General features: G+C 66.3%; 14 protein-coding genes and 1 pseudogene. All 15 read left to right on the top strand.

Annotation, left to right across the window (positions count from 1 at the left end; translation table 11 throughout):
* Positions 1 to 122: 122 nt before the first annotated feature.
* Positions 123 to 716: a TetR/AcrR family transcriptional regulator gene (locus RMR04_RS05855; RefSeq protein WP_311913510.1), complete on the top strand. Its 594-nt coding sequence runs from the start codon at positions 123 to 125 to the stop codon at positions 714 to 716.
* A complete protein-coding gene (locus tag RMR04_RS05850; protein ID WP_311913509.1) occupies positions 713 to 1,477 on the top strand; it encodes an ABC transporter ATP-binding protein in 765 nt (254 codons plus the stop codon). Before RMR04_RS05855 ends, RMR04_RS05850 begins: the two co-directional genes overlap by 4 nt.
* Positions 1,474 to 2,211, top strand: a complete 738-nt coding sequence (locus tag RMR04_RS05845; protein ID WP_311913508.1) for an ABC transporter ATP-binding protein — start codon at positions 1,474 to 1,476, stop codon at positions 2,209 to 2,211. The genes RMR04_RS05850 and RMR04_RS05845 overlap by 4 nt, the downstream gene beginning before the upstream one ends.
* A gap of 63 nt (positions 2,212 to 2,274) precedes the next feature.
* On the top strand, positions 2,275 to 3,480 hold the full coding sequence (locus RMR04_RS05840) for an ABC transporter substrate-binding protein (RefSeq protein ID WP_311913507.1): 1,206 nt from the start codon (positions 2,275 to 2,277) through the stop codon (positions 3,478 to 3,480).
* A 15-nt stretch (positions 3,481 to 3,495) separates the two neighbouring features.
* Positions 3,496 to 4,359 (top strand): branched-chain amino acid ABC transporter permease, encoded by an 864-nt coding sequence (locus RMR04_RS05835; protein ID WP_311913506.1) that lies wholly within the window; start codon positions 3,496 to 3,498, stop codon positions 4,357 to 4,359.
* Positions 4,359 to 5,273, top strand: coding sequence for a branched-chain amino acid ABC transporter permease (locus tag RMR04_RS05830; RefSeq protein WP_311913505.1), 915 nt, complete (start codon positions 4,359 to 4,361; stop codon positions 5,271 to 5,273). The genes RMR04_RS05835 and RMR04_RS05830 overlap by 1 nt, the downstream gene beginning before the upstream one ends.
* A gap of 12 nt (positions 5,274 to 5,285) precedes the next feature.
* Complete coding sequence (locus RMR04_RS05825) at positions 5,286 to 5,774, top strand: GAF domain-containing protein (RefSeq protein ID WP_311913504.1); 489 nt, start codon at positions 5,286 to 5,288, stop codon at positions 5,772 to 5,774.
* 30 nt (positions 5,775 to 5,804) lie between these two features.
* Complete coding sequence (locus RMR04_RS05820; protein WP_311913503.1) at positions 5,805 to 7,040, top strand: metal-dependent hydrolase family protein; 1,236 nt, start codon at positions 5,805 to 5,807, stop codon at positions 7,038 to 7,040.
* Positions 7,041 to 7,270: 230 nt separating this feature from the next.
* A complete protein-coding gene (locus tag RMR04_RS05815; RefSeq protein ID WP_311913502.1) occupies positions 7,271 to 8,770 on the top strand; it encodes a M81 family metallopeptidase in 1,500 nt (499 codons plus the stop codon).
* Between the two features lie 23 nt (positions 8,771 to 8,793).
* Complete coding sequence (locus RMR04_RS05810) at positions 8,794 to 9,954, top strand: M20 aminoacylase family protein (RefSeq protein ID WP_311913501.1); 1,161 nt, start codon at positions 8,794 to 8,796, stop codon at positions 9,952 to 9,954.
* Between the two features lie 2 nt (positions 9,955 to 9,956).
* Positions 9,957 to 11,093, top strand: a complete 1,137-nt coding sequence (locus RMR04_RS05805) for a M20/M25/M40 family metallo-hydrolase (protein ID WP_311913500.1) — start codon at positions 9,957 to 9,959, stop codon at positions 11,091 to 11,093.
* 193 nt (positions 11,094 to 11,286) lie between these two features.
* Complete coding sequence (locus tag RMR04_RS05800) at positions 11,287 to 12,870, top strand: ABC transporter substrate-binding protein (protein WP_311913499.1); 1,584 nt, start codon at positions 11,287 to 11,289, stop codon at positions 12,868 to 12,870.
* A gap of 23 nt (positions 12,871 to 12,893) precedes the next feature.
* Positions 12,894 to 13,835 carry an ABC transporter permease gene (locus RMR04_RS05795; protein ID WP_311913498.1) on the top strand — a complete coding sequence of 314 codons (942 nt, stop codon included), beginning with the start codon at positions 12,894 to 12,896 and terminating at the stop codon, positions 13,833 to 13,835.
* The gene (locus RMR04_RS05790) at positions 13,832 to 14,758 is read left to right on the top strand and encodes an ABC transporter permease (RefSeq protein ID WP_311913497.1); all 927 of its coding nucleotides are present in this window, start codon (positions 13,832 to 13,834) and stop codon (positions 14,756 to 14,758) included. The genes RMR04_RS05795 and RMR04_RS05790 overlap by 4 nt, the downstream gene beginning before the upstream one ends.
* Positions 14,755 to 16,373: pseudogene (locus tag RMR04_RS05785) on the top strand (ABC transporter ATP-binding protein). Before RMR04_RS05790 ends, RMR04_RS05785 begins: the two are co-directional and overlap by 4 nt.
* The last annotated feature ends 20 nt before the right edge of the window (positions 16,374 to 16,393 follow it).

Here is a 16,393-nt window from a genome sequence, read left to right as displayed (position 1 = left end):
CTTGACTGTTTGCAAAACGAGTCGCAGCTTTCGCCCATCCTGTGGGGTTGAGGCTTGGCGTGAGCGGAACCGGTAAAAGACGATCCCAAAAGGAACGCAGCGCGGAAACCTCGACGCGGCTGATGAACGCCACGATCGACCTGCTGCATGATCGGGGCCTCGCCCGCACCACCACCCCGGAGATCGCCCGCCAGGCCGGTGTTTCACGCGGCGCGCTGACGCATCATTTCACCACCCGCGAGGCGATCATCAGCGTCTCCGTCGCCGACATGCTCAGCAAGACCACTCGCGACCTGCACCGCTTCGCCGAGGATTTCATTGCCCGCGGCGGCTCCAGCGACGAGATCGTCGACTACATCTGGCAGATGATGGACGACCGGCTGTTCTACGTCACGATGGAGTATCTGCCCGAAGCCCGGCACAATCCCGACTTCAGAGCCGACCTCATCCCCACCGTGCGCGATTTCCACGCCGGTCTCGACGCGATCTGGACGGCGCTCGCGGCCCGCACCGGCGTCGACCCCGACCATACCCGCATCGTCATGAACGCAACGATGTGCCTGGTGCGCGGCATGATCAGCCAGACGGTGCTGCGCCCCAACGACCCCGCCTATTATCAGGAGATGCTGGCCTTCTGGAAGCAGCAGGTCCGCCAGCAATTCCCGATCGAGGCCGCCCCCGCGCAGGACTCCAGACGCAAGGCAGGCGCGCGATGACGGCGGCCCTTACCATCGAAGGGCTGAAGCTCGACTTCTATGGCGTGCATGTGCTGCGCGGCGTCGACTTCGCCGTTCCCGCCGGCTCCTTCACCGGGTTGATCGGCCCCAACGGCGCCGGCAAATCGACCTTGTTCAACGCCGTCTCCGGGCTCTACCGCCCCAAGGCCGGCTCGGTCCGGCTCGGTCTGGTCGAGACCACCGGCTTAGCCCCCGAAAAGCTCGTGGCGGCCGGGCTCGTGCGCTCATTCCAGCTCGCGCGCGGCTTTCCCAAGCTCAGCGTCTTCCAGCACCTGATGCTCTATGGCGCCGGCCAGCCTGGCGAGAACCTGCTGGCGGCGATGCTGCGCTCGGCTACGGCACGGCGGCGCGAGCAGGAGCTCACCGAGCGCGCCTTCGGCATCGCCCGGCGGCTCAAGCTCGACCATGTGCTGGACAATCCGGTGACGGCGCTCTCAGGCGGGCAGAAGAAGCTGGTCGAGATCGGGCGCGCCTTGATGGCGGACCCCAAGATCCTGCTGCTCGACGAACCCATGGCCGGCGTCAATCCGAGCCTCACCGAGCAGATCGCCGATCACCTCGTCGCGCTGAACCGGGACGGGCTGACGATCTGCCTGATCGAGCACGACATGGCGCTGATCAAGCGGCTTTGTGCCCCGGTCATCGTCATGGCCGAGGGCAAGACCCTGACGCAAGGCAGCTTCGACGAGGTCGCCTCCGACATCCGCGTGCAGGAAGCCTATCTCGGGAGACGGCATTGAACACGGCGAATGGCGGCCTGGCGAAGGACGGCCTGCTCGCCGTCGATGGCGTCGTCGCCGGCTATGGCGCGGCCGAACAGATCCTGAAGGGATGCTCGCTGCGGGTCGAGGCCGGCGAGATCGTCTCGATCATCGGCCCCAATGGCGCCGGAAAATCGACGCTGCTGAAAACGATCGCCGGGCTGGTGTCTGCGCGCGAGGGCGCGATCATCTTGAACGGGGCCGACGTGACCAGCCAGGGCGCGCTCGGCCGCGCCAAGCACGGCATCGGCTTCGTACCGCAGGAGCGCAATGTCTTCGGCGCGATGACGGTTGCGGAGAACCTCGAGATCAGCGGCTTCCAGAACCCCGGCCAAGTGCGCGAGCGCAGCGAGGAACTTTATGCCCGCTACCCGATGCTGGCGGGCAAGCGCCGCGCACTTGCCCGCACGCTTTCGGGCGGCCAGCGCCAGATCCTCGCCATGGCGATGGGCCTGATGAATGCGCCCGCCCTGCTCCTGCTCGACGAGCCGACCGCCGGCCTCTCTCCCAAGGCGGCCGAGGAGCTGTTCGAGGCGATCGTGGCGCTGAACAAGGGCGGCCTGCCGATCCTGATGGTCGAGCAGCACGCGCTGGAAGCGCTCGAGATCTCGACGCGCGGCTATGTTCTCGTCTCAGGCCGCAACAGCCGCGAGGGCTCAGGTCCCGCACTCGCTGCCGACCCCGAAATCCGCCGCCTCTTCCTCGGCGGCTGATCACGATGCCGACCTGATTCAAGCCGACCGATCAAGAACCAGCAATCATAACAGGGGATGACCATGACCGAGTTTCTCACCGACCGCCGCACGCTGCTCGGCGGCGCTGCCGCGCTTGCTGGCCTCGCCGCCTTGCCGAAGTTCGCTTTGGCGCAGGGTGCGCCGATCAGGATCGGCACGCTGACGCCATTGACCGGTTCGGGCGGCCCCTATGGCCCGCTGATGGTCAAGGCCGTGAAGGCGGTCGTCGACGAGGTCAATGCGGCTGGCGGCGTACTTGGGCGAAAGGTCGAGTTGATCTCTGAGGACGATCAGACCAACCCGGAAGCCGGCGTGCGCGCCGCGCGCAAGCTGATCGACGTCGACAAGGTCTCAGCGATTCTGGGCACCTGGGCCTCCTCGGTGACCACCGCCGTCGCCCCGCTCTGCTGGGAATCGAAGACCTTCCTCTGCACCACCTCCGGCGCGGATTCGATCACGCTGCTGCCGCATCAGGGTTATCTGGTCCGCACGCAGCCCAACACCAAGCTTCAGGGCCGGAAGTTCGGCGAATTCGCTCTCGCCCAGGGCGCCAAGCGCGTCTTCGTGCTCTCGCCACAGACGCCTTTCGCCCAGAGCCAGTTCGAAAGCATGACGGCCATAGTCAAGGCTGCCGGCGGCGAGACGGCCATGCTGATCTATGACGACAAGAAGCCGGCCTATCGCAGCGAGATCGACGAGGCGCTTCGCTTCAAGCCGGACGCCATCGTGCTCGGCGGCTATACCCCTGATACCAGCGTGATTCTCAAGGATCTGTTCCGCGCCGGCTTTTCCGGCACGAAACTCGCCTTCGGCTACTCGGTCAACCAGAAGCTCCTGGACAGCGTGCCGGCAGATGTGGCTGAAAAGACCTTCATCCTCTCGCCCTCGCCGGCCGAAGGCTCGAAGGCCTATGAGCGGCTGGTCAAGCTGATCGGCGTTGCCTCGCCCGATCCCTACACCACGCAGATCTACGACCACATCAACCTCGTGCTGATGGCAATCGCACTTGCGGGAGACTCGTCTGGCACCGCGGTCAAGGACAATATCCGCAAGGTCAGCCAGGCGCCCGGTGGCACCAAGATCGACAACGCCATCGACGGTTTCAAGGCCATCGCTGCCAAGCAGGCGGTCGACTACGACGGCGCCAGCGGTCCCTGCGACTTCACCGAGATCGGCGACATCAGCGACTCGAAGTTCCGCTACGAGCAGGTCCAGTCCGGCAAGATCGCCCTGGTCAAGATCGCCTGATCGGGACCTGGCTCAGTGACCCTCCTCCTCCAGGCGCTCATCAATGGGCTGATGACCGGGGCGCTGATCGCCGTCCCGGCGATCGGCTTTTCCGCAATCTTCGCGGTGCTGCGCTATCCGAACTTCGCCATCGCCTCCTATGCCACCATCGGCGCTTTCGTCGCCTGGTGGGCGAACGCAGGGCTTGGACTGCCGATCGTCCCGGCACTCGCCATTGCCTTTGCGGTGACAGGCGTGGTCGGCGTCGTGGCGGAGGAGATCTCGCTGAAGCGCTTGCGCGACAATGGCGCGCTGATCGTGGCCATCGCCTCGATCGCGCTCAACCTTGTGCTCGAAAACATCGTCCGCTTCATCTTCGGCAACGATATGAAGGGCTATGATCTGCCGCTGGCACGCGACCTGCGCTTCGGCGAATTGCGCATCGGCCCACAGCAGCTCCAGAGCCTCGCCCTCGCCGCGATCATTATGGCGGCGATGTTCCTGTTCCTGCGCTACACCCGCTTCGGCAAGGCGATGCGCGCGGTTGCCGACAATCCCGATCTCGCTCGCCTCAAGGGCATCGATCCCGCCAGAATCGCGATCGTCACGGTCTTTCTCGGCGCCGGCCTGTCCGGCGTCGGCGGCGTGCTGATCGGGCTCGACACCTCGATCGACCCGCTCACTGGCTACCGTGTCCTGCTCTCGGTCTTCGCCGCAGCCGTGCTCGGCGGGCTCGGCTCGATCCCGGGCGCGGTCGTCGGAGCGCTCGCACTCGGCGTGGCCGAGGAGCTGGCGCTGATCGTTACGCCCGCGACCTATCGCACCGCCGTCGGGTTTGTGGCGATCCTGATCATGCTGACCTTCCGCCCGCGCGGCATTCTGGGCGAGAGGGCGGCCTGATGCTGTCTTATGTCATCTTCACGCTGACGCTCTGCGGCATCTATGCCCTGCTCGCGCTCAGCCTCAACCTGATCTGGGGCGGGGTCGGCCTCGTCAATCTTGGTCTCGCCGGCTTCTTCGCGGTCGGCGCCTATGCCTCCGCGATCGCGACGGGAGCCGGTGCGCCCGTGCTGATCGGCTGGGCGGCGGCGCTCATCGTCGGCGCGGTCCTCGGCCTCGTCGTCACCTTCGCAACCCTACGCCTGCGCGATGACTATCTCGCCATCGTGACGCTGGGCTTCGCCGAGGTCATCCGCCTCGTCGCGCTGAACGAGCGCTGGCTGACCAAGGGCTCGGACGGCATCTCCGGCATCAAGGCACCGCTCAAGGCCGAGCTCGGACTTCAGGGCTTCAGCGTCTTCTATCTCGGCCTCGTCACGCTGATCGTGCTCGTGGTCTGGGCGCTGCTGCGGCGGCTCGATCTCTCCCCTTACGGGCGTGCCATGAAGGCGATCCGCGAGGATCAGCAGCTCGCCGCCTTCGCCGGCAAGACCGTGCTGCGCTTCAAGCTCCAGGCCTTCGCGCTCTCGGCCGCGATCGCCGCGCTATCGGGCGCGCTCTACGCGCATTTCCAGTCCTATATCTCACCGGACCATTTCCAGCCGCTGATCACGATCTACATCTTCCTCGCCGTCACCGCCGGCGGCGTCGGCCGTCCCAGCGGAGCGGTGCTCGGCGCCTATCTCGTCGTGATCTTCCTGGAAGCGACGCGCTTCGCCACCGAATGGCTGCCAGGCCTCCAGCCCGTGCAGATCGCCGCCATGCGCGAGATGATGATCGGCCTCGCGCTGATCCTGGTCCTGCATCTACGCCCGCAAGGCATCATGCCCGAACGAATTCCCAAGGCGCCTCGCCAACCCTCGCCCACCGCCTGAAAGCAGCCCATCATGTCAGACGATCTCGCCACCCTTTCGGCCCTGCTCAAGGAGCCGGGCCAGCCCGACACCGTGTTCAAGGCGTTCGACGCCATCACCAAGCGCCTTGTCGGCCACGAACTGTTCACGCTGCTCTATGTCGACGGCTCCGAGGTCGCGCGCATCTATTCCAACCGGCCGACCGAATATCCGGTCTCCGGCCGCAAGCCGATGGGCCCGACACCCTGGGGCAAGCATGTCATGGAGGGCCAGAAACCCTATCTCGGCCGGGACAAGGCCGGCATCCGCTGGGCCTTCTTCGACCATGAATTGATCGAGAGCATGGGGCTGGGCTCCGTCATCAACGTGCCCGCGATCTATGACGGCAAGGTCATCGGCACGATCAACCTGCTCGCGCCCGAGGGCCATTATCGCGAGGAGCATGTCGCTCCCATCGAGCGTCTCGCACCGATGATCGTGCCCGGTTTCCTGGCCGCCCGCGCCGCCGCGCGCGCGCTCTGAACCTGAATCCTGCTCCAGCGGAGAACACCCGTGGCTTCCACCCTCTTCACCAATGCCCGCATCGTCGACGGCAGCGCGCCTGAGGCAGGCGCACCCGTCAGCGTCCTCGTCGAGGGCAACACCATCCGCGAGGTCGGCAAATCCGTGACCTCGGCCAAGGCCAAGACCGTCGATCTCAAGGGCAAGACCCTGATGCCCGGCCTGATCGACGCCCATGTCCATGTCGTCGCCGGCGTCGCCGACCTCGGCAAGAACGCCCTGCTGCCGGATTCGCTCGTCACCGCTCGCTCCTTCGTGATCATGCGCGAGATGCTGCTGCGCGGCTTCACCACGGTGCGCGATGTCGGCGGCGCCGATTTCGGCCTGAAGCAGGCAACCGAGGAAGGCCATTTCCCGACTCCGCGCCTGGTCATCTCCGGCAAGGCGCTGAGCCAGACCGGCGGCCACGCCGATTTCCGCGGTCGCTATGACGACCGCGCGGCGGTGAGCGACCGCCATCGCCTCGGCGCGCTCGGGCGCATCTGCGACGGGCTCGACCAGGTCCGCCGCGCCGCGCGCGAGGAGATGAAGGGCGGCGCCGATTTCATCAAGATCATGGCCAATGGCGGCTGCGCCTCGCCGACCGACCCGATCCATTTCCTCGGCTTCTCCGTCAGCGAGCTGGAGGCGATCGTCGAGGAGGCCAGGATGGCGGGAACCTACGTATCCGCCCATGTCTATACCGACGAGGCGATCCGCCGCTGTGTCGAGGCCGGTGTGCATTCGCTCGAGCATTGCAACCTGATCCAGGCCGAGACCGCCAAGCTCGCAGCCTCGAAGGGCGCGGTCGCCGTGCCGACGCTCGTGACCTATGACAAGCTCGTCAGCGATGGCCCCAAGCTCGGCTTCCCGCCCGATTCCGTCGCCAAGGTCGATGTCGTCCGCTCCGCCGGCATGGAATCGCTCGCGATCATGAAAAAAGCCGGCCTCGCCATGGCCTATGGCAGCGACCTGCTCGGCGAGATGCATCGCTACCAGTCGGAGGAGTTCGTCATCCGTGGGCGCGCCTTGCCGGCCCATGAGGTGATCGCCTCGGCGACCCATATCGCCGCCAAGCTGCTCAAGCTCGAGGGCAAGATCGGCACGGTGGCGGCAGGCGCCTATGCCGATCTGATCGTCGTCGATGGCGACCCGCTCAAGGATCTTTCGCTGCTGACGCGCCAGGGCAAGCACATGCCATTGATCATGAAGGGCGGCGCCTTCGTGAAGCGCGCCAGCTTGAACTGAGGCGAGACAGCTTCTCGTCATTGCGAGCGCGGCGAAGCAGTCCTGGAGGTCTCTTTCCTCGCCTCCCGGATTGCTTCGTCGCGACGCTGCTCCCAATGGCGGAGATACCCTGCCTGCTAAAGCGGCGGCCGCATGCATAATCGCGCAGGCATCTGACCAGAATTGAACCTTGGCCCCCATGGGCCTTGCGTGCTTACCTGCCGCCTCGCTGCAATGATCGAGGAACCGTCATGTCGCCACGCATCGCCTTCGGCGGTTTCCTGCACGAGACCAACACCTTCGCGCCGAGCAAGGCCTCGATCGAGCATTTCATCCAGGGCGGCGGCTGGCCCTCCCTTGCACGCGGCGACGACATCTTCGCCGCCGTGCACAACGTCAATGTCGGCGCGGCCGGCTTCGTTGGGAAGGCCAAGGCGCTCGGCTGGGAGATGGTGCCGACGCTGTGGTGCGCGGCCAGCCCCTCGGCCCATGTCACGGCAGACGCTTTTGAGACCTTGCTGAACGAGCTGGTCGAACGCATCAGCGCCGCATTGCCTCTCGACGGGGTCTATCTCGACCTCCATGGCGCCATGGTCAGCGAGGCCTATCCCGATGGCGAGGGCGAAACCCTGCGCCGGGTGCGCGCCGCGATCGGCCCTGACATTCCGCTCGTCGCCAGCCTCGACCTGCACGGCAACATCACGCAGTTGATGATGGATTCAGCTGATGGGCTCGTCGCCTACCGCACCTATCCGCATATCGATATGGCTGAGACCGGCAGCCGCGCCACGACCTATCTGGCAAAGCTGATCGGCACCAAGACGCGCCATGCCAAGGCCTTCCGCCAGGTGCCCTATCTGATACCGATCGCCTGGCAGGCGACTGCAATGGAGCCCTGCAAGACGATCTATGCCGAGCTCGCGGCGCTCGAAGGCGAGAGCGTGCCGACGCTCTCCTTCCTGCCCGGCTTCCCCGCCGCCGATTTCGCCGATTGCGGCGCCACCGTGCTGGCTTATGGCGCGACGCAAGCCGAGGCCGACCGCGCCGCGGATGCCGTCTTCGCCCGCGTGGTGGCGAGCGAAGCCGCCTTCAAGGGCAAGGTCTTCCAGCCCGACGAGGGCGTGCTGGAGGCGATGCGGCTGGCTGAGGGAGCCTCGAAGCCGATCGTCATTGCCGACACGCAGGACAATCCCGGCGCCGGCGGCGATTCCGACACGATGGGCATGGCGCGCGCGCTGGTGCGCAATGGCGCGCAGCGCGCCGCGATCGGCGTGATCGTCGATCCGGCGGCGGCAGCCGCGGCGCACAAGGCCGGCGTCGGCGCCACGATCACGCTCTCGCTCGGCGCCAAGTCCGGCATCCCTGGCGATGTCCCGCTGGAGGGCGACTTCGTGGTCGAGCAGCTCTCCGAAGGGCGCTTCGTCGCGCCGGGCCCGTTCTATGGCGGCTCGCGCATCAATCTCGGCCCCTGTGCGGCGCTGCGCATCGGTGGCGTGCGCATCGTCGTCGGCTCGCGCAAGGCCCAGATGGCCGACCAGGCGATGTATCGCCAGGTCGGCATCGAGCCGACCGAGCAGGCGATCCTGGTCAATAAGAGCTCGGTGCATTTCCGTGCCGATTTCGAGCCGATCGCGCAGACGATCCTCGTCTGCGCCGCGCCCGGCCCGATGCCGGTCGATCCCTCAGTCCTGCCGTGGAAGCATCTGCGCCCCGGCATCCGCACCGCGCCGCTCGGCCCCGTCTTCGGCTGATCCTCGTCCTTCGGAGTTTGTTCATGCCCACTTTGCCCCAGATCGAAGCCTTCACGGACGACCTCATCGCGATCCGCCGCGATATCCACGCCCATCCCGAGATCGGCTTCGAGGAGGTACGCACCTCCGGCATCGTTGCCGAGAAGCTCGCATCCTGGGGCATCGAGGTGCATCCCGGCATCGGCAAGACCGGCGTGGTCGGCATCCTCCAGGGCAAGGGCGGGCCGGGCAAGCGCATCGGCCTGCGCGCCGACATGGACGCACTGCCGATGGACGAGACCACCAACCTGCCTTTCCGCTCGACCATCCCCGGCCGCTTCCATGGCTGCGGCCATGACGGCCACACCACGATGCTGCTCGGCGCGGCGCGCTATCTCTCGGAGAATCGCGATTTCACCGGCACGGCGGTGTTCGTGTTCCAGCCGGCCGAGGAGGGCCTGGGCGGCGCCCGCGCCATGCTCGCCGACAAGCTGTTCGAGCGCTTCCCCTGCGACGAGATCTACGGGCTGCACAACGCGCCCAATCTCGACCCCGGCCAGATCGCCGTCTTCCCCGGCCCGGCCATGGCGGGCGCGGATTTCTTCGACATCAAGATCACCGGCCGGGGCAGCCATGGCGCGATGCCCCATGTCGGGCGCGATCCGGTCATCGTCGCCATCTCGCTGGCAGCCGCGCTGCAGACCATCGTCAGCCGCAATGCCGATCCGCGCGAGGCCGCCGTGCTCTCGATCACGCAGATCCATGCCGGCTCCGCCTATAACGTCATTCCGGAGGAGGCGGCGCTGGCGGGCACCATCCGCACCTTCTCGCCCGACATCGCCAAGCTGATCCGCGAGCGCATGCGCGAGATCGCGGCCGGCATGGCGCTGACCTTCGGTGTCCAGATCGATGTCGATATTCGCGATATCTTCGACGTGCTGGTCAATCACGGCCCGCAGGCCGAGGCCGCCGCCAAGGTCGCCGCCGAGATCGTCGGCGCCGACAATGTGCTGACCGAGGTCAAGCCCATCATGGGTAGCGAGGATTTCGCCGACATGCTGCGCGCGGTGCCCGGCGCCTATTGCTGGGTCGGCCATGCCGGCAACGTGCCGGTGCACAACCCCTCCTTCATCCTCGACGACGGCATCCTGCCGGTGGGCGCAAGCCTGCTCGCGCGCCTCGTCGAAACGCGACTGGCCGCCTGATCATGTCCTTCGACACGTTGACCTTCGACACCGACGCGATGCTCGCCGGCCTCAAGCGCTGGATCGAGTGTGAGAGCCCGACCTTCGATGTCGCGGCGGTAAACCGGATGATGGATCTCGTCGCCGCCGATCTCGCGGCCGTCGGCGCGAGCGTGACCCGCATTCCCGGCCCGCCGGGCCTGGGCGATTGCGTGCGCGGCGACTTCCCCCATCCCAGGCGCGGCGAACCCGGCATCCTGGTGATGTCGCATCTCGACACCGTGCATCCGGTCGGAACGCTGAAGGCCCTGCCCTTCCGGCGCGAAGGCACGCGCTGCTACGGGCCTGGCATCCTCGACATGAAGGGCGGCGCCTATGCCGGCCTGCAGGCGATCGTGGCGCTGGCCAAGGCCGGCATCGAGACGCCGCTGCCGGTCAGCGTGCTCTATACCAGCGACGAGGAGATCGGCAGCCCTGGCACGCGCGAGCTGATCATGCACCATGCCGGCCAGCACCGTTACATCCTGGTTCCCGAGCCCGGCCGCCCCGGCAACGGCGTCGTCACCGGCCGCTACGCCATCGCCAGGTTCAACCTCCTGGCCGAGGGCCGGCCGAGCCATGCCGGTTCGCGCCTGAAGGATGGCCGCTCCGCCATCAACATGATGGCGCGCCAGCTCATCGCCATCGAGGAGATGACGGGCGACGACTGCACCTTCAGCGTCGGCGTGATCTCGGGCGGACAATGGGTCAATTGCGTGCCGACGACCTGCCGGGCCGAGGCGCTCAGCATGGCCAAAAGGCAGTCCGATCTCGACCGTGGCGTCGAGCGCATGCTGGCACTCTCGACCGAAAATCCGGACGGCACGCGCTTCACCATCACGCGCGGCGTCACTCGCCCGGTCTGGGAGCCGGACGCCGGAACATTGAAGCTCTTTGAACTGGCGCGCGGCATCGCCGGCGAACTCGGCTGGGAACTCGAGCACGGCTCGGCCGGCGGCGGCTCGGATGCGAATTTCACCGGAGCGGCCGGCATCCCTTCGCTCGATGGGCTCGGCCTGCTCGGCGCCGGCTACCACACGCTGGAGGAGCATATCGAGGTCGACAGCCTGGCCCAGCGCACCCGCCTGATGGCCGGGTTGCTGGCGCGGCTTTCGGCCTGAGCGCGATTGACAGAGGCTCCCGTTTCGCGGGAGCTTCCCGCCCTAGCCATGGCATGGCCCCTGCATAGGCAGGCCGACGGATCGGGACGCACAAGGCCACGAACGCACCAAGTCACGAACGCATTAAGTCACGACCAGCCAGATCACGGTCATCGAAATAACCGCCCGAATGGGTCAGAGGGGAGATCAGTGCATGATGTCGCGTTGGAAGATCGTCACGGCGGCCGCCGCGCTGCTGGCCGGAAGCAGTGTTCTCTCCGGGGGCCTCTCGGCTCAGGCGCAGACGCTGAAAGTCGTCATGCATTCCGACGTGAAGATCGTCGACCCGATCTGGACCACGGCCTATATCGTCCGCAACCACGGCTACATGATCTACGACACCCTCTTCGCGCTCGACGAGAAGGGCGATGTGAAGCCGCAAATGGTCGACACCTATACGGAGTCGCCGGACAAGCTGACCTACAAATTCACGCTGCGCGACGGCCTGCTCTGGCATGACGGCAAGCCTGTCACCTCCGAGGATTGCATCGCCTCGATCAAGCGCTGGGCAGCGCGCGATTCGCTCGGCCAGAAGATGCTGACTTTCGTCGACACCATGACCGCCGACGACGCCAAGAGCTTCACGGTGAAGCTGAAATCGCCGACCGGCCTGCTGATCTTCGGCCTCGGCAAGCCGTCCTCGAACGTGCCCTTCATGATGCCCAAGCGCGTCGCGGACACCGACCCGAACACGCAGATCTCCGAATTCATCGGCTCGGGCCCCTTCGTGCTGAAGACCGATGAATGGAAGCCCGGCGACAAGATCGTCTATACCAAGTTCAAGGATTACAAGCCGCGCTCCGAACCGGCCTCCGGCCTCGCCGGCGGCAAGGTCGCCAAGCTGGACCGCGTCGAATGGCTCGCGGTCTCCGACCAGCAGCAGGCCGTCAACGCCCTGCTCGCCGGCGAGATCGACATGATCGAGCAGCCCTCCTTCGACCTGATCCCGCTGCTCAAGGCCGACAAGTCGATCAAGCTGATCGACTACAATCCGCTCGGCCTGCAATACACGCTGCGCCCCAACCACACGCTGAAACCCTTCGACAACCCGAAGATCCGGCAGGCGCTGACCTATGCCCTGAACCAGAAGGATTTCCTCGACGCGGTCATCGGCAACCCGGACTATTACAAGGTCTGCAAGGCGCTGTTCGTCTGCGGCTCGCCCTTCGCCACGGAAAAGGGCATGGACGGCCTGTTGGAATCGAACTTCGCCAAGTCCAAGGAACTGCTGAAGGAAGGCGGCTATGACGGCACGCCAATCGTGCTGCTGCAATCGACCGACCTGCAGTCGCTGACCAACCTTGCCCCTGTCGCCAAGCAGTTGCTCGAGAAGGGCGGCTTCAAGGTCGACATGCAGTCTTCGGACTGGCAGACGGTGGTTGCCCGCCGCGTCCGCAAGACACCCGTCACCGACGGTGGCTGGAACCTGATGCTGACCTCCTGGGTCTCGGCCGACATCCTCAACCCCGTCATGACCGGCTTCGTCAACACGAGCTGCGACAAGGCGGGCTTTGGCTGGCCCTGCGACGAGCAGATGGAGAAGCTGCGCGACGATTTCGCGCGTGAGCCCGATGTCACCAAGCAGAAGGCCATCGTCGAGGCGGTGCAGATGCGCTGGCGCGAGATCGTCACCCATGTCCACCTCGGCCAGTACTACGTTCCGATCGCGACGCGCGGAAACATCAGCGGCATCCTGACCGCGCCCGCACCGGTGTTCTGGAACATGGAGAAGAAGTAGCCGCCGGCACATTCGCAAACGCCATGCTCGGCTACATCCTGCGCCGCCTGCTCGCGACGATTCCCGTTCTGGGGATCGTCGCCGTGCTGGTCTTCCTGATGCTGCGCCTGACGCCAGGCGACCCCGCCGCGGTCATCGCCGGCGACAACGCGACGACAGCGCAGATCGAGGCGATCCGCGCCAAGCTCGGTCTCGACCAGCCGATCATTGCCCAGTTCGGCATCTGGGCCGGCAATCTGCTGCACGGCAATCTCGGCGAGAGCTTCTTCTTCAAGAAGACCATCGGCGAATTGATCCTGGGCCGCATCGAGCCGACGCTGTCGCTCGCCTTCGCCACCATGCTGATCGCGGTCTGCGTCGCGATTCCGCTCGGCGTGCTCGCCGCCTACAAGCACGGTTCCTGGATCGACCGGATCGTGATGGGCTTCTCGGTGCTCGGCTTCTCGGTGCCGGTCTTCGTCATCGGCTACCTCCTGATCTACGTCTTCGCGATCACGCTGGGCTGGTTTCCCGTCCAGGGTTATCAGCCGATCTCGGGCGGCTTTGGCGGCTTCATCCAGCGCCTGATCCTGCCGGCGGTGACGCTGTCGGTGATCTACATCGCCCTGATCGCCCGGATGACGCGCGCCAGCGTGCTCGAAGTGCTGAGCGAGGACTATATCCGCACGGCCCGCGCCAAGGGCCAGGTCGAGCGCAAGATCCTGTTCCGGCACGCGCTCAAGAACGCCGCCGTGCCGATCGTCACCGTGGTCGGCATCGGCATCGCGCTCCTGATCGGCGGCGTGGTCGTCACTGAAAGCGTGTTCGCGATACCGGGCCTCGGGCGCCTCACCGTCGATGCGGTGCTCGCACGCGACTATCCCACGATCCAGGCCGTGATCCTGCTGTTCTCCGTCGTTTATGTCGCGATCAATCTCGGCATCGACCTGGCCTACTGCCTCTTCGATCCGAGGATCAAATATTGAGCGCCGAACCCAGCCTGATCGCTCCTGTCCTGCCCGATGCGGGACGTCCCAACGCCAACGCCCTGCGCCGGCTCATCCGCAATCCGGCCGTGCTGATCGGCGGGACCGTGCTCCTCGTCATGGCGCTGATGGGCCTGCTCGCCCCGTTCCTGGGCACGATCGACCCCGCCGCCATTAACCCGAGCGCACGCAACCGCGTGCCCGGCGTCGAGCGCACCATCCGTGCCGATGACGGCTCAACTACGGTCTTCAAGCACCGGATGGGCACGGATTCGCTTGGCCGCGACGTCTATAGCCGCGTCGTCTACGGCGCGCGGGTCTCGCTGATGATCGCGGTCTCGGTCGCGGCTGTGAGCATCTCGATCGGTCTCATCCTCGGTTTGATCGCCGGCTATATCCGGCCGCTCGACGCCGTGATCATGCGCTTCATGGACGGGCTGATGGCGATCCCGGCGATCCTGCTCGCCATCGCCGTGGTCTCGCTGTTCCGGGCCGGCCTCGCCGCGGTCATCGTCGCGATCATCGTGCCCGAGATCCCGCGCGTCGTACGCCTCGTGCGCTCGATCGTGCTCTCGGTGCGCGAGGAGCCCTATGTCGAAGCCGCTATCATGCAGGGCACAAGGCTGCCGCTCCTGATGGTGCGCCATATCCTGCCCAACACCATCGCCCCGCTGATCGTCCAGGGCACCTTCATCGCGGCTTCGGCCATCCTGGTCGAGGCGATCCTGTCCTTCCTCGGCATCGGCATTCCGCCGGAGACGCCGACCTGGGGCAACATCATGGCCGAGGGCCGCAATGTCTTCCGCGTCTTCCCGCACAACATCCTCTATCCCGGCATCTTCCTCGGCATCACGGTGCTGGCGGTGAACATGCTCGGCGATGGCCTGCGCGACACGCTCGATCCCAAGATGGCCGGCCGATGAGCGAAGCACCAACCCCCGTCCTCCAGATCAAGGGCCTGAGCATCCGCCTGCCCGGCGGCGGCGACCGCGCCCATGCCGTCGAGAACGTCTCCTTCGATGTCGGCGCAGGCGAGATCACCTGCGTTGTCGGCGAGTCCGGCTCCGGCAAATCCGTCACCGCCTTCTCGGTGATGGGCCTGCTGCCGAAGCTGCTGAAGCCCGTCGCGGGCCAGATCCTGCTCGAGGGCGAGGATGTGCTCGCGGCCTCCCCCAGCGCCTGCGCGCCTTGCGCGGCGACCGCATGGGCATGGTCTTCCAGGAGCCGATGACGGCGCTGAACCCGGTCCTGACCATCGGCGACCAGATCGAGGAGGTGCTGCGCATCCACACCGAGCTCGATGCGGCCGAGCGGCGCGCCAAGGTGCTCGGCATCATGGCGGCGATGCGCCTGCCCGACCCGGAGCGCATCCACGCCTCCTATCCGCACCAGATCTCCGGCGGGCAGCGCCAGCGCGTGATGATCGCGGCTGCCCTCGTGCTCGATCCGGCGCTCCTCATCGCCGACGAGCCGACGACCGCGCTCGACGTGACCACCCAGGCCCAGATCCTGCGCCTGATCAAGGAACTCCAGGGCAGGCGCGGCACGGGCGTGCTGTTCATCACCCATGATTTTGGCGTCGTCGCGGAGATCGCCGACAAGGTCGTGGTGATGGAGAAGGGTTTTGTCGTCGAGCAGGGCCCGGCCGCGCAGGTACTGACCAACCCGCAGCACCCCTATACCCGCCTGCTGATCGGCGCGGTGCCGAGCCTGAAACCCGCGCGACGCAAGGCCGTGACGGGGCCGATCGCGCTCGAAGCCGTCGGGCTCGGCAAGACCTACAGCTCCAAGAGCCTGTTCAAGAAGGAGCAGGTCGTACACGCCGCGCGCGATGTCGACATCAAGATCCATCGCGGCGAGACGGTCGGGATCGTCGGCGAATCCGGCTCGGGCAAGACCACGGTGGCGCGCTGCATCGCCCGATTGATGCCGCCGACGCGCGGCGCGATCCTCGTCCCCGACATCGACATCGCGATGCTGCCGGAGAGGCGCCTGCGGGCTTACCGCCGCAAGATCCAGGTGGTGTTCCAGGATCCTTATCGATCGCTGAACCCGCGCCGCACGGTCGGCGATTCCATCATCGAGGGGCCGTGCAATTTCGGCCTGAAGCCGGCTGATGCGATGGCGCGCGCCCGCGACCTGATGGCGCTGGTCGGCCTGCAGCCGAGCGCGCTCGACCGCTACCCGCACCAGTTCTCCGGCGGCCAGCGCCAGCGCGTCGCGATCGCCCGCGCGCTCGCCATGGAGCCCGAGATCCTGATCGCGGACGAGGCCGTCTCGGCACTCGATGTCTCCGTGCAGAAACAGGTGCTGGCGCTGCTCGCGGATGTGCAGGAGCGCTTCAACCTCGCCATCCTGTTCATCACGCACGACCTGCGCGTCGCAGCCCAGATCTGCGACCGCATCGTCGTGATGGAGAAGGGCGTCATCGTCGAGCAGGGCGCGACCGCCCAGGTGTTTTCTCAACCGGCGCACGCCTATACACGCGCCCTGATCGACGCAGCCCCAGGCCGCGAATTCAGCGTCGGCGAGCCCTGAGAGCTTGCCGCCTCGTCTCG

It is taken from the genome of Bosea sp. 685 (genome assembly GCF_031884435.1).
In the GTDB taxonomy this organism is placed as follows: domain Bacteria; phylum Pseudomonadota; class Alphaproteobacteria; order Rhizobiales; family Beijerinckiaceae; genus Allobosea.
The sequence above is the reverse complement of the archived record's forward strand: the minus strand, read 5'-3'. Positions and strand labels throughout refer to the sequence as shown.